This is a genomic window from Rhizobium sp. BR 362 (assembly GCF_036528765.1).
Taxonomy (GTDB): domain Bacteria; phylum Pseudomonadota; class Alphaproteobacteria; order Rhizobiales; family Rhizobiaceae; genus Rhizobium.
In genome coordinates this window covers 16,891-29,844 of the sequence record NZ_JARWGH010000030.1, presented here as the reverse complement: position 1 = coordinate 29,844, position 12,954 = coordinate 16,891, and the positions used below count along the sequence as shown (strand labels likewise).

The 12,954-nt window shown below is 56.4% G+C and carries 12 protein-coding genes and 2 pseudogenes; 8 read left to right on the top strand and 6 right to left on the bottom strand.

Features of this window, described 5'->3' with window-relative positions; all coding sequences use genetic code 11:
* Positions 1-20: 20 nt before the first annotated feature.
* The 3 genes and pseudogenes from QDY28_RS24805 to QDY28_RS24795 form a co-directional block, all read right to left on the bottom strand.
* The gene (locus tag QDY28_RS24805; protein ID WP_285170288.1) at positions 21-1,142 is read right to left on the bottom strand and encodes an SDR family oxidoreductase; all 1,122 of its coding nucleotides are present in this window, start codon (positions 1,140-1,142) and stop codon (positions 21-23) included.
* A 19-nt stretch (positions 1,143-1,161) separates the two neighbouring features.
* Positions 1,162-1,524, bottom strand: a pseudogene (locus QDY28_RS24800) (SDR family NAD(P)-dependent oxidoreductase); the annotation flags it as partial.
* A 115-nt stretch (positions 1,525-1,639) separates the two neighbouring features.
* Positions 1,640-2,206, bottom strand: coding sequence for a nuclear transport factor 2 family protein (locus QDY28_RS24795; protein ID WP_004126081.1), 567 nt, complete (start codon positions 2,204-2,206; stop codon positions 1,640-1,642).
* Between the two features lie 999 nt (positions 2,207-3,205).
* On the opposite strand from QDY28_RS24795, the gene QDY28_RS24790 reads away from it, so the two are divergent.
* Positions 3,206-3,934 (top strand): amino acid kinase family protein, encoded by a 729-nt coding sequence (locus QDY28_RS24790; protein WP_184805628.1) that lies wholly within the window; start codon positions 3,206-3,208, stop codon positions 3,932-3,934.
* Between the two features lie 76 nt (positions 3,935-4,010).
* On the opposite strand, the pseudogene QDY28_RS24785 reads toward QDY28_RS24790, so the two are convergent.
* Both QDY28_RS24785 and QDY28_RS24780 read right to left on the bottom strand, forming a co-directional pair.
* Positions 4,011-4,158 (bottom strand): annotated as a pseudogene (locus tag QDY28_RS24785) (SOS response-associated peptidase); the annotation flags it as partial.
* A 77-nt stretch (positions 4,159-4,235) separates the two neighbouring features.
* A complete protein-coding gene (locus QDY28_RS24780) occupies positions 4,236-5,099 on the bottom strand; it encodes an isocitrate lyase/phosphoenolpyruvate mutase family protein (RefSeq protein WP_240535520.1) in 864 nt (287 codons plus the stop codon).
* Between the two features lie 733 nt (positions 5,100-5,832).
* On the opposite strand from QDY28_RS24780, the gene QDY28_RS24775 reads away from it, so the two are divergent.
* A complete protein-coding gene (locus tag QDY28_RS24775) occupies positions 5,833-6,372 on the top strand; it encodes a peroxiredoxin (protein WP_004126073.1) in 540 nt (179 codons plus the stop codon).
* Positions 6,373-6,451: 79 nt separating this feature from the next.
* The gene (gene rpoN, locus QDY28_RS24770; protein ID WP_120764276.1) at positions 6,452-7,894 is read left to right on the top strand and encodes an RNA polymerase factor sigma-54; all 1,443 of its coding nucleotides are present in this window, start codon (positions 6,452-6,454) and stop codon (positions 7,892-7,894) included.
* Between the two features lie 45 nt (positions 7,895-7,939).
* On the opposite strand, the gene QDY28_RS24765 is transcribed toward rpoN, so the two are convergent.
* Positions 7,940-8,596 (bottom strand): nitrogen fixation protein NifQ, encoded by a 657-nt coding sequence (locus QDY28_RS24765; RefSeq protein ID WP_004126068.1) that lies wholly within the window; start codon positions 8,594-8,596, stop codon positions 7,940-7,942.
* A 484-nt stretch (positions 8,597-9,080) separates the two neighbouring features.
* Between QDY28_RS24765 and QDY28_RS24760 the strand changes: the two genes are divergently transcribed.
* The 5 genes from QDY28_RS24760 (at position 9,081) to QDY28_RS24740 (ending at position 12,954) form a co-directional block, all read left to right on the top strand.
* On the top strand, positions 9,081-9,401 hold the full coding sequence (locus QDY28_RS24760; RefSeq protein WP_004126065.1) for an iron-sulfur cluster assembly accessory protein: 321 nt from the start codon (positions 9,081-9,083) through the stop codon (positions 9,399-9,401).
* A gap of 25 nt (positions 9,402-9,426) precedes the next feature.
* Positions 9,427-10,068, top strand: coding sequence for an iron-sulfur cluster assembly scaffold protein (locus QDY28_RS24755; RefSeq protein WP_120764277.1), 642 nt, complete (start codon positions 9,427-9,429; stop codon positions 10,066-10,068).
* Between the two features lie 47 nt (positions 10,069-10,115).
* Positions 10,116-11,342: a cysteine desulfurase NifS gene (gene nifS, locus QDY28_RS24750; RefSeq protein WP_004126059.1), complete on the top strand. Its 1,227-nt coding sequence runs from the start codon at positions 10,116-10,118 to the stop codon at positions 11,340-11,342.
* 195 nt (positions 11,343-11,537) lie between these two features.
* The gene (gene nifW / locus QDY28_RS24745; protein WP_004126055.1) at positions 11,538-11,921 is read left to right on the top strand and encodes a nitrogenase stabilizing/protective protein NifW; all 384 of its coding nucleotides are present in this window, start codon (positions 11,538-11,540) and stop codon (positions 11,919-11,921) included.
* Between the two features lie 181 nt (positions 11,922-12,102).
* Entirely contained in the window at positions 12,103-12,954 is an 852-nt protein-coding gene (locus tag QDY28_RS24740; RefSeq protein ID WP_184805630.1) for an electron transfer flavoprotein subunit beta/FixA family protein, read from the top strand.

Sequence of the window (12,954 nt, the reverse complement as noted above, 5' to 3'; positions counted from 1 at the left end):
GAATACAACATTGTCCGAAGTCAGCCGGCGCCGACGTAGAGGGTCGATCCGTTGATGTATGAAGCATCTGGCGAAGCTAGGAAGAACGCGGCGTTTGCCATGCCTTCGAACTGCCCCCCGCCAAGGGCTGGGTTGCGGCGGCTGATCGCGTTCTGTGCGCTATCAGGTGTGTGAATGAAGCCAAGAGCAATCGTCGCAGTCCGAATGCCAACCGGCCCGAGTTCGGCCGCCATGCAGCGGGTCAGCATTTCCAAGCCCGCCTTTGATGCGCCATATGCATGGCGCTGGGCAATCGTCAGGGAGCGGTTGATGGATCCGATATTCAGGATTACCCCGTCGGGCCGCATCATTTTGATAGCCTCACGCGCGCAGGTGAAGGCACCGGTGAGGTTGACATCAATGACGCGCGCGATCTCGGCAGGCGTTTGCTCAACTCCCGACTTGCAACTGTCGGGCCAAGCGGCACTGTTGACGAGGACATCAAGCCCCCCGAACCGCTCCCGCAAATCGTCGAACAGTGCTACCACCTGCATTTCGCTTGCAATGTCCACGGATTTTCCAATGTGCTCGCCGCCGAGGGATTTTGCGAACTTCGCCGCCGCGGCGCCGTTTATGTCGGCAAGTACGACGGTATCGCCATTTGCTGCAAAGCGGCGAGCAACGGCCGCGCCTATGCTGGTCGCGCCGCCCGTGACGAGGACAATCCGCTTATTGGTTGATTGTGGCGGACGGGAAAGTTCGGCTTGTGGTATTTCGCTTACTCGCGGGTGCGCGTCGCCAGGCTGGTTGAAGGACATCCACCCGCCATCAATTGTCAGCACCGTGCCGTTGATACAGTGCGCATCCGGGCTGGCGAGAAACCGCACGGCTCGTGCAATTTCGTCCGGACGCGCCATGCGCCCCATCGGCACACGGCTGCGCACCGCCTCTAAGTTCGTCTGGCCAGCGTGTTCCAATTGCGCGACCATCGGCGTTCGCACATAGCCCGGCGCCACTGCCATCACGCGGATGCCAAGTGAAGCCAACTCGCAGGCGAGCGACTTCGTAATCGAGATAAGGCCCGCTTTCGAAGCAGCGTAGGCGTTGCGTTTTGGATTGCCAATTATCCCCCGCCATCGAGGCGACGTTGATAATCGCAGCACCTGGCTGCATCCGCCGTGCGGCTTCGCGAGCCATGAGGAAGGGCCCGATCAGATTTACCGCCAATACGCGTCGGAAGTCGTCGATGGGGGTCTGCGTGGTCGCGGCCATGCTGGGCCCCATCGCCGCGTTATTGACAAGAACGTCGATGTGGTCGAACTGCGCGTCGATCCGCTCATAAAGGGCAAGGATGTCCTCTTCCCGTGAGACATCGAATTCAAGTCCGAGATCCGCAGCGCCGAAAGCGCGAGCCAGTTCAAGCACACCGCTGTCCGGGAGGTCCGCGGCAACAACAATGTCCCCGACATTGAGATGAGCGTCGACGAGTGCGCGGCCGATCCCGCCTGCAGCGCCTGTAATGATGACGACGCGTTGCTTTCTCATGAGGAATTCTCCTGACCGTTTCCCGGACCTTTTTTCCGGACAACCATCCCGACATGGCGGTAGACAGAAAGGTCACGTTTCCATTTCGCCGCCGACGAAGATCTGAAACCGCTCATCACCGAGGCGTTTTCGCCATGTGGCCTTCACGTTTCTGAAGAAAACGACGGTTCAAGAGCGCATAGACCGGATCGATTGGATATGATGCCCCGATCGGCTGCCGGAGACCGAAACGCTCCGTCTCGGAGGTCACTGGCGCGGGCTGTTCCTCGAACCAATCGTAGACGACAGTCCGCTCGGCGATGCGCCACTCACCTTCCCTTTTCTGAAACAGATCGCAATAACGGCCGCACAAGAGAACCTGACGTAGTGTCCTTGCCCCGTCCGGTCCGCGTTGCAGCGCAGTGAAGTAACTCTCGACGGCAGCCTCCGCCGGGTCGATGAACTCGATCAGAATGTTCGTGATCTGATGGATGTTGCGCTGTTCGGTCTTGAAGACACCGCGCGCGAACTCTATGAACCCCTCTGCCGAGCCCGAATAAGCGCCGTGGTTGTCATGCGCATCCGGCCAGTACGCACTGCGCAGCGCCGCCTCGTCTGCCCGATCTATCCCGCGACAGTATCGATAAAGACAATCACGGATCGCCTCCCGATCAAGTAATTCGGTAATTTGTTCGTGGCGCATCGCTTTGTCGCTAATTTCAAGATGGGAAGAGGCATTCGTACATTGAGCGACGCCGCAACGGCGCCAGGATATTCGGAGCCGGCGGATCATCGAGGAGATGCTACACTTTGCACCTGGCACGGGGCGGCCCGCCAATATGCTTCTCATCTGTCAAACCGTCGTTTGGTTCGACGTCCGTAAGTTCGCTCAGCCGCGGCTTAAAGTTGTCGGGAATATGGCACGTCAGACCGTTCGCTCTTTTGGCTTCCATTGTTCTCTTCTTTGACAAAATCCGATTGGACGATTTGATACGGTCCGCCTTTTCTCCTGCCGACCGGATCGAATAATCGTTTACAGGTCAGCATCGCCATTCCAGCACCCATCCCATTCAAATCTCACGCCAACGCGACCCGTGTCGCCGGACGGAATGGTTTCGTTCGTCAATTTCAAATGTTTAGCGTGGGACGGCGAGAAATTGACTTAACAAAACCCGTGTCGGTTATCTGACGAATTGGACAGTGTGTGCGTTTGAATCTTCACGACGCCGCCTCTGAGGTGTTCGCTATCTTCAGCCCTAAGTCGGTAGGAAACATTGAGAAAACTTTTCGCGGGCTCGCTCTGCAAAGTTGGCATGGTTTTTGAGGTTGTTGCGACGCAGTGAGAGCCGCCGAGACATATTTCTCTCGTTGGTCGCTGCGTGGAACACTGGATCATGTAGGCCTACAGCTAAATGAAAGGCCCGTCAGCTTGAGCATCCCGGACAAAGAGCCGTAGCACGTTCGAGACGTCTCCAACATCGTTCGGTGAAGAATTGCGGAGAAATGGAGGAAGAGCGACTTTTCAAACGCGACGAAACTTCTCGACATTAGGTTCAACGTAATCGAGCTTGCTCTCCCAAATGGCGTTGAACGGATGCAGTTGTACGCTGCGGCTTTTCAGAAGGTCTCAGTTCTCCATCTGACATCGAGAAGCCCGCAAAACCTACATGGCGCCTTCACAGTGGCAGGGCGAGGTTCAGGCATGTTCACCCAAAGTCTTCCCCCATGCGGCTTTTCAATAGTTGTCAAGTTCCACGGAAGCCTCATGCATGATCTGTCGGTTTTTAGGACGGCTGTCGCCGAACTCGAGCGCTTGGTCGAGCGTGGACATCGAATTTTGGTCGTTCCTGGCGGAGACTTAAACGACAAGGCGATTGAGCGTGTTGAAGACCTATATCCTCCCCCATCGGTGATGACCCATCACGCGTGCGCTCTTGTCCAAGATGAGACAGGATATTTGCTGGCGAATCGTGCCTTCTCTTCGAAACTTGTTCCGTCTGCAACGTTGAGCGAATGTCGGAGCCTGGCAAAGGTTGGCAAAATTCCGGTTCTGCTTGCCTCGCGCATGCTCTTCACAACGGATTCGGTCGAATGGAGTTTGGACATAACGTCTAACGCTGTGGCGGCGTGGATTGCGTGGGTAACCAATGCTCCGCTAATGGCAATTCTGACCGATGTAGACGGCGTCTATCGCAATGCGGCAACTCACGATCCGGGGGCGTTGATCGAGGAAATAGATGCCCACGATCTTGCCGAGCTTGGTCATGCGTCAGTCGATGCTTGTGCAGCTCATTTCATGTCATTGCGGGGTGCTGCGGGGGTCGTTATCAACGGCACCCATCCAAACCGGCTGCGTGATTGGACCGAGGGAAAGCATGTGAGAGCGACCTACATCACCACAAATGAAAGGGTCCCATCATGTTCTGCTTAGTTAACGATAATGCCGACTTCAAACGGCCGATCGTGGTACCTTTCTGCGGCACGTTCTTTCAAAATCTCGTCACCGATCACAGTGACGGCGGCTCCGCATCCTCGATAGGCTCGATGATATCGGGGCGGTCATTCAAAGCCCACATCCTTGCCGATCGGCCACATTGTCATCAGCTCGGCGGGAAAGTGTCTCATTAAGTCGTCCGGATCGGGCTCCGCAGACACCGTACCGAGGCTGACCGCTTCAGCTTACAAATGCTAATCACGCGCGCAGAGAGATACCGATTTTCGCCGAAGACGGTTCACCATAACGCAGCGGGTCCGTCGTCGAGCTTCGCGACCTCCTGCCCAATCGGCCCGGCGCTTGCTTCGGCGATGATCCAGTTGTACGCGGCCCGCATACCTGCAATCGCTGCACGCATCGCATGGTTGACCCAGACGACATTCGAGATGCCAGCCTCATGATGCGCTGAAATGACTGTGCGATAGTAATTCGAAGGCGCAATCATGATAGGAAGCCGTTTCCATTGCTTCGCAAAGGTGAGAACCTCGTGCGTCTTCGCTTCCCCCGAGTGGATCAGGATTGCATCGGCGCCGGCGTTCGCGTAGGCGTCCGCGCGCAATAGTGCCGCCTTGAGACCGTAACCGGCGATCAAGGCTTCGGTGCGAGCGACAAGCACGAGGTCGTTTCCCGTGGCATCCTTAATCGCCTTTAGGCGGCCGGAAAACTTTTCGATATCGTCCAGCGGAGGACGATTGCCGACAGAGGAATTCATTTTCGGGAAGCTCTTATCATCGATGCACACACCAGAGGCACCATGCTGCAAGAGCCTTGCTGTCATTAACCGCGCGCCATTCATGTTCCCGAAGCCGGAATCACCGTCAGCGAGGATCGGCAGGCCGCTGGCGTCCGCCATTCGTTCCATCACCTCTATCAAATGTGTCCAGCTTGCCTCCTTGACGTCGCGATAGCCGAGGCTCTTCGAAATGCACGGGCCAGACGCCCAAATGGCCTTGAAGCCCGCCTGCATGGCGACCGCCGCGGAAAGCCCATCATGCGCTCCCATCAGGTGCGTCAGGTCTGGGGAGGAAATCAGATCGCGGAGCGATTTCGTCGGATCCTCAATCGCCCCGATGCTCTTTGGAACGAAAACCTTTTGATCCATGTCATGCTCCATCAAAAATCGGAAAGTTCCAAGCGCAGCGAACAATCAAAGACGCAAGTTGCATGCCGGATGAGCGCGGGCGGCCGCACTGCACGACTTGCCCCGGCCGGCGGCCAGGCCTTGTAATCCAATCGTCGGTCTCCCGACATTCTTGTCCCGTTTCGCACATCAAAAGGTTGGCGAATGACCCCGCGAGGGAGAACCTAATCATTCAATAGCGATGACACGGCACGAACTTTTAATCTCATTGCGACCGGACACGCGGGCGCCTTGCCGAAGAGCTGGAGGGTGGCGCACGTCCCGATCTTGATATGATCGAGAGCAACAACAGCGGCACATCAGTCGGTGCAATGAGAAGAGCTGTCTCGGCAAATCGCTATGCCTAAGAACGCGAGCACGGCGGCCACGTCAAAGCCTGCCGGCGGTGCTCGTTCAAGGATCTGACATGACTATCCGAAACGGTTCCGTCTTTTGCGAACATCGGACGCTTGCCGATAACAAGCGACCCAACCGATGTCACCGCGGCGGAGGTCATTCGAGGTGAGAAGGTTGGGTCAGCGCCCTTGTCGGAGGCGCTCCTACTCAAACCCAGGCTCCTTCCGGCAGTACAATGATTTTCTGCATTTAAGGCAAATGGCATGGCGCTTGCTTGATCAATATATATCGACCGAGATCGGATATGCAGCCGCAATCGCCAAACATCGCGTCAATTGTCGGTATGAGGAACAGTTAGATGAACATCAAAAAGAAGGTTCCCTTCGTCACATTCCGGACGCGTGTTCGCGATGAGGCCCTACCAGGGCCGAACCCTTATCGGTGGAAAGACAAGACATCCGACGACTATTTCCGCGGCAAGCGCGTCATCTTGTTTTCGCTGCCAGGCGCCTTCACCCCCACCTGCACCAACCAACAGCTACCGGATTTCGAAAGGCTTTATGGGGAGTTTCAAAAGAAGGGCATCGATGAGATTTACTGTCTCTCCGTAAACGATGCATTCGTCATGAACGCCTGGGGCAAGTCCGTAGGGCTTCTCAACGTCAAGCTCATCCCTGACGGGTCGGGAGAATTTACTCGCAAGATGGGCATGCTCGTTGCCAAGCACAATCTCGGTTTCGGAATGCGCTCCTGGCGCTACGCGGCGCTGGTCGATAACGGCGTGGTAGAGCAGTGGTTTGAGGAAGAAGGCTTCTCGGACAACTGTCAAACCGATCCCTACGGCATTTCATCGCCGCAAAACGTCCTGGAAACGCTGAAGGCCACGGCCGCAGCATAAGCACCGGAGGACTGAAGCCTCATAAAATGAAAAATTCGCGCGACTAAGTACCAAGATCGATAGGGGTTTCTCTCTTAGGATGCAGTATTTAGCAAACCTTCTCCAGCGCCAAAAGCAATCGCTGGTTATTACGCCTCAGCTCATCCAATCTATTCGCTTGCTGCAACTGGCGCATGGCGAACTGCATCAGTTCATCGAGCAGGAATTGGAGAAGAACCCGTTTCTAGAACTGGCTTCAAGTGACGGCATCGCCTCTGACGATGTCGTCTCGACCTCGGAGAACAGGCCCGATAGTGCCACACACGATGGCAAGGTTGATGCGCCGACAAGGCTCGAGGCTCCCGAGCCACTTGGAGAATGGAAATCAATTCGAAGTTCCGCCAACGCGTCGTCAGAGCACCCGCCGGGCTTCGAGGAGTTTGCTGCTTCTACTGAAACATTGCACGACGATGTCGCCCGGCAGATCGCCCTCACAGCATTCAGCTCACGAGATCGGCTGATTGCCGGTGCGCTTGCCAATCATCTGGAAAGCACTGGATATCTTCAGGTGCACCTATCAGAGCTGGCGGCAAGGCTGGGTGTCCACGAGGCTGACGTCGAGCGAGTCCTCGCGACCTTGCAGCATTTCGATCCACCTGGAATCTTTGCACGAACTCTTAGGGAATGCCTCGAGATACAGTTACGGCAGCAAGATCGGTTCGACCCTGCTATGGAAGCGCTGGTCGCAAATCTTGAGTTGGTTGCACAACGTGACTTTCGCGCATTGAAGCGGCGCTGCGGTGTCGACGACGACGACCTTCTCGACATGTTGCATGAGATCCGGACACTCGATCCGAGGCCCGGAAACCGGTTCCAATCGGGACGGCCGGAGGCCATCATACCGGACGTTCGAGTTCTGCCCTCGACCGCAGGCGGGTGGCAGATCGAACTCAATCCCGAGATGTTGCCCAAGGTGCTCATCAACCAAACCTATTTTGCCGAAGTCTCTCGTCTGACCGCGCATGATACCGGTGATCAGGCATTCCTCAACGAATGCTTCCAGAACGCGAACTGGTTGGTTCGCAGCCTCGATCAGCGGGCCAAGACGATCCTTAAGGTAGCAACTGAAATCGTCCGCCAGCAGGATGTCTTTCTGGAACGCGGCACTGCCTATCTTCGGCCTCTCAATCTTAAGACTGTCGCCGACGCGATCGAGATGCATGAGTCGACGGTGAGCCGTGTGACTTCGAACAAATACATGCTCACCCCTCGCGGCGTGTTCGAACTGAAGTATTTTTTCACGGTCGCGATTGCATCCTCGGAAGGCGGCGAGGCACACTCGGCCGAAGCGATCCGCCATCGCATCAGGGCAATGATCGCCGCGGAAACGGAGGACAGTGTGCTCTCCGACGACAATATGGTCGCCCAACTTCGGGAAAGCGGGATCGATATTGCGCGCCGCACCGTCGCAAAATACCGGGAAGCAATGAATATCCCCTCTTCCGTTCAACGTCGTCGAGAGATCCGTGCGGGATTTGTATAGGCGCCGACCAAGCGCTGACGATCTTGCACTGCTCGCGAAAGCGACTTAACGACGGGCTTCATCCGTTTCGGGGCCGAAGCACGCGTTAAAATCACTGCATTCCTGACAGCTGGGAGCGGCGCAGAGCGAGAAACCTTCAGCCTCGCAGAGCTTGCGGTAAAGGTACTTCTTCCACCTCATATTGTTGGTATTGCCTGCCGCTAGCGTCGGAAAATGCATGGCAAACAACCGACCAAGCTCGGCTCGGTCAAATAGACCAAGGTCCTGCCATAGATGGTCGTCGCGCAGGGCACGGCGGGCAATGATTTTAGCAAACCGGGCGCTGAATGGATCGTTTGGACGGGCATGCGAAAGTAGCAAGTCACGCAGGAGCTCTTCCTCCGTGCCGAGCTCTGGATCGCTCGCCTCTTCCGGAAAAAAGGCGTCGATGAGCTTGGCATGAAAACTTCGTGTCAGGATGTCCCGCAGCTCGGCGCGAGAAAGCCCGGTCGCCTCGGTCGCCGACGCCTGGCCAGCTTCAATCTCCTGAAGCGCTCGCGAAAAGACACAGGTAAGTACATAGTCGTCAAAGTCTATCTCCAAGCCCATTCGCAGCCATAGCCTGGCATTGGATGACTGTGAATGTCGCCACCGATCAGACATTAGTATCCTGGGACTGATGCTCTTTCCCTTTAAGATCTGGAATTGATGCTGATCTGACACGGCGCTTTTGCTCCTTCGTTTCATTGATCAAGGTCGCCTGCAGCTATAGCGGCCATGACGAGAAAGCTTCAAAAATTATGCCAGCCTGGCGATAAACAGCGTCGGCACAACTCTCCGGGAGTTTCTCAACAACGTGATGAGCGTGCAAATACAGATTGGCCAACGCAAAATGTCGGCTAATCGACAAACCAGACAATCGTTGTTGGTACCCAGGGCCTTTCCCGGTGCGCCTGCTACAAACCTTTTCCCAGCTACGATGACGGCAACGGCGTGAAAATGGCGCAGTGATGTCTTTGGCGGGCGTCCCCAAATCACGGGTGACTGCTCCTTTTTGATGTTGGACGTTCAGTGATGTCGGACATTGTCGGGCATGCGCATGCATATTGCCAGCGGAAGATCCGACGCCTGCTCAATGCTTTTCTCTTTGGCACGGCACATGCAAGGTCATTTGCAAATTTCCCGACGACCAATGAGAACCATATTTATGATCACGCTCACAGAGAACGCCGTTGCCGCCATGAAGATTGCGCTCAGCCGAGCGGACGAGCCGGCCGAAGGCCTGCGCATCGCGGTCGAGACCGGCGGCTGCGCCGGGCTCAAATACCTGATGGGACCGGAGAGCGGCCCACGCGAGGGCGATGCGATCATCGAAACAGGCGGGATTACACTGTTCGTGGACGTAGGCTCTCAACCACACGTCAACGGCATGACGGTGGACTTCGTTACACGGCTGGAGTCCTCAGGATTTGTCTTCGACAACCCCAACGCGGCAGAGATGTGCGCTTGTGGTAAGTCCTTTGCCTGACCATCCGGGGTTGGTGTGAAAAGTCATGCGGAAGTATCGCGGCAAGCTCAAGACATCATTTTGCGATCACAAGGGCGCCCGCATTCTGCAAACAGCCAAATCTGAAAACAAGGTCGCATCTGGGGATGCGGTTGAATTAATGATGGGATTCGATCGGCCGACGGAAGCGATCAGTGCCGCAACACTGCAGTCGCTCCGAACCCGTTTCGCGATCGCCTGCTCGTCCGAGTTCATCGAATTTATTGTGGGCAAGAGCGCCTATGAAGCCATTCGAAACATCAATTGCGACTTAACGTATGTTGTCGACCGGCCGCCATCCACCTCGCCGTCGCCGTTTGCCTCATGTGTGGCGCAAAGTCGCGCGATCCGGTCACATGCTTCACAGCTGTCGAAGAAGCGACTGTTACGGTCCCTGCGGCGCTGTTCATTGAAGGCCTCGTTAGGTCAGAGACGAGTTTGTCGGCAGGCACAAAGGAAGGCAGCGTACTCGAGGTCCAAGAAATATCTTTGTAACCGACGGGGTTTTTCGGCGGCATGTCGCCGCGGATCGAGGATGCTTGGAGCTCGCCTGAACAAAGTTCACCGGAGCCTGAAATTGCCAGATAACGTTCCTGCAGCCAATTCGACCAATCGAACGCTGCGGCGATTGTTCTTGCCCGAGCGGTGAACGACGGAGCCTACCCGAGGTCACTCCGCCAACTGAGGATCGCTTCCATGAGATCTGTCTATCTCGACAACAATGCAACGACGCGAGTTGATCCTGAAGTCGTACAAGCGATGTTGCCGTTCTTTACTGATCAATTTGCCAATCCTTCGTCCAGTCACAGTTTTGGTGCCTCGGCAAGTGCCGCGATAATGACCGCGCGCAAACGATTGCAAGCTTTGATCGGTGCAGAGTTCGAGCATGAGATCGTCTTTACCTCCGGCGGCACGGAAAGCGATAATGCAGCGATCCTGTCAGCGCTCGAAATCATGCCCGATCGCACACAGATCGTGACGTCCGCAGTCGAGCATCCGGCCGTGCTAACGCTCTGCGCGCACCTTGAGAGGACGCGTGGCATAAAGGTGCACAGGATTCCAGTCGATCGGCATGGTCGCCTCGACCTGCGCACATACCGGGCTGCCCTCACCCCACATGTTGCACTCGTCTCGATCATGTGGGCAAACAATGAAACGGGCGCGATTTTTCCTGTCGCTGACCTCGCTAAGTTGGCCAAGGAAGTTGGCGCTTTTTTCCATACAGACGCAGTGCAGGCGGTCGGCAAGCTGCCGATGGACCTGAAATCGAGTGCGATCGACATGTTGTCGCTCTCGGGCCACAAGCTGCACGGACCCAAAGGGATTGGTGCGCTTTGGGTAAAGCGCGGCGTGCGCTTCGATCCGATGATCAAGGGGGGACATCAGGAGCGCGACCGGCGCGCCGGCACGGAAAATACCGCTGGCATCGTCGGGCTCGGCAAGGCCGCTGAACTTGCGTCGAGCTTCATGAAGGAAGAGAACGGACGAGTAAGATCGCTGCGAGATCGCCTGGAAAGAGGGCTTCTGCAGCGCATCCCAGATGCGTTCGTCACCGGCGATAAGCAAAAGCGGTTGCCGAACACCTCCAACATCGCCTTCGACCAAGTCGACGGTGATGGCTTACTGCTTCTCCTCGACCGCTATGGCATCGCCTGTTCTTCCGGCTCGGCTTGCACTTCTCAGTCGCCGCAGCCGAGCCATGTCCTGACCGCGATGAACATTCCCGATATCTCGAGCCACGGGGTCATTCGCTTCTCCCTGTCGCGTGATAATTGCGAGGAGGATATAGATCGCGTGCTCGATGTCTTACCCGGAATCGTCGGCAGTTTACGAGATGGTTCTTCGTTTAAGCCGACGCCGGCAAAGCGGCGAAGACCTTTGGCTTTTATGAAGCCTACGGAGACGGACGGAAACACCTCATGAAGCGGTTCACTTTCTGAAGACTCGATCTGGCTTGACGGAACCAGGCGATGTTCGTCGCTGTTGCGAGGCAGAAGAGCTCGGACTGGCAAAGCCACTTGTAGCCGTAAGAGCGAGCACTTTTCCTGCGGGGCTTTCGCGACCGCGGGTCATCGCACCGGAGCACCACAGAGCATCGTTCCAAACGGGGAGAATGTTATGAACAGTTTTTGCAACGCCAGTCGAACCAGCGATACGGCCGAAATCCTCGCGCGGTTGAAAAATCTGTCTGCCGCGGAGGAGTTTTTCGCGCTGCTTGACGTCGCCTATGATCCGAAGGTGCTTGACGTCTCGCGGCTTCACATCATGAAGCGGATGGGACAATACCTCGCCGAAGAGGATTTCGCCGATCTCCCGGAACAGGTGATTGCTGCCAGAGCACGCGCCATGCTTGAACGCGCCTACGAAGATTTTGCGACGTCCTCGCCACTTGCGCACCGGGTCTTCAAGGTGCTCAACGATCACAATCCGGCCAAGCCTGCCCAACCGGGTCACACGTTCGTGCCATTCGATTCTATCTTGAAGCGTTTCGGCAGGGAGTGAATGCGACATGGTTCCGGCTTGAACGATGTCGCGAAGCCGACAATGGCGAGTCCAGTGTCGGCACCTCAGCATAAATCATTGAAATTTCAAAGGGATGCCACATTCAAAAACCTTGGCACAGATAGTGCTTTAGAGGACACGAAGCGCCAAACCCGCCATTTAACAGCAGCTAGGAGACCACATGCACGTCGTAGTCTGTATCAAGCAGGTGCCGGACTCCGCACAGATTCGCGTCCATCCTGTAACGAACACGATCATGCGCCAGGGTGTGCCGACCATCATAAATCCTTACGATCTATTCGCCCTTGAAGAAGCACTGCGGTTGCGTGACGTGCATGGCGGCGAGGTCACCGTGCTCACGATGGGCCCGCCCATGGCAGAGGATTCGTTGCGCAAGGCGCTCACTTACGGTGCGGATCGGGCGGTATTGTTGACCGACCGCTATTTTGCGGGATCCGATACCCTGGCGACTTCCTTTGCTTTGTCGCAGGCGATTGCAAAAATCGGCGAGACCTTCGGCGCCCCCGACATCGTTTTCACGGGCAAGCAGAGCATCGACGGCGACACTGCCCAAGTCGGGCCGGGCATTGCTAAGCGCCTCGACCTCCTGCAACTCACTTACGTTTCGAAGATTTGCTCCCTCGATCTTGATGCACGCGAAATTAAGGTCGACCGCCGTTCGGAAGGCGGTACCCAGATGCTGCATGGCAGGCTTCCCTGCCTCATCACTATGCTGGAAGGCACCAACGAAATCCGCCGCGGCTCGCTTGATGACGCGCTACGTGCCGCACGCAGTCAGATCGTAAAATGGAGCGCGGGCGACGCCGGCATCGAGGACCTCAGCAAGTGTGGACTGCGTGGTTCGCCGACGGTCGTCAAACGCGTCTTTGCCCCGACAGTAAGGACGGAAAAGGCAGGGCAAATCACCACCACCGATAAGGCGCTCGGCGATCTTGCTGATGAGTTGATTGTCGAAATCTTCGCCCGTCAGCCGGCGCTCGAACACGAACTCGCCTTCGACGCCAGCGCATAA

Excerpts from the sequence above, each read along its gene's own strand:
- nifW (WP_004126055.1), top strand. The coding sequence starts at position 11,538 with ATGAACAGTTTTTGCAACGCCAGTCGAACCAGCGATACGGCCGAAATC.
- rpoN (WP_120764276.1), top strand. The coding sequence starts at position 6,452 with ATGCAGTATTTAGCAAACCTTCTCCAGCGCCAAAAGCAATCGCTGGTT.
- QDY28_RS24795 (WP_004126081.1), bottom strand. The coding sequence starts at position 2,206 with ATGCGCCACGAACAAATTACCGAATTACTTGATCGGGAGGCGATCCGT.
- QDY28_RS24790 (WP_184805628.1), top strand. The coding sequence starts at position 3,206 with ATGTTCACCCAAAGTCTTCCCCCATGCGGCTTTTCAATAGTTGTCAAG.
- QDY28_RS24775 (WP_004126073.1), top strand. The coding sequence starts at position 5,833 with ATGAACATCAAAAAGAAGGTTCCCTTCGTCACATTCCGGACGCGTGTT.
- QDY28_RS24740 (WP_184805630.1), top strand. The coding sequence starts at position 12,103 with ATGCACGTCGTAGTCTGTATCAAGCAGGTGCCGGACTCCGCACAGATT.
- QDY28_RS24780 (WP_240535520.1), bottom strand. The coding sequence starts at position 5,099 with ATGGATCAAAAGGTTTTCGTTCCAAAGAGCATCGGGGCGATTGAGGAT.
- QDY28_RS24755 (WP_120764277.1), top strand. The coding sequence starts at position 9,427 with ATGCGGAAGTATCGCGGCAAGCTCAAGACATCATTTTGCGATCACAAG.
- nifS (WP_004126059.1), top strand. The coding sequence starts at position 10,116 with ATGAGATCTGTCTATCTCGACAACAATGCAACGACGCGAGTTGATCCT.
- QDY28_RS24760 (WP_004126065.1), top strand. The coding sequence starts at position 9,081 with ATGATCACGCTCACAGAGAACGCCGTTGCCGCCATGAAGATTGCGCTC.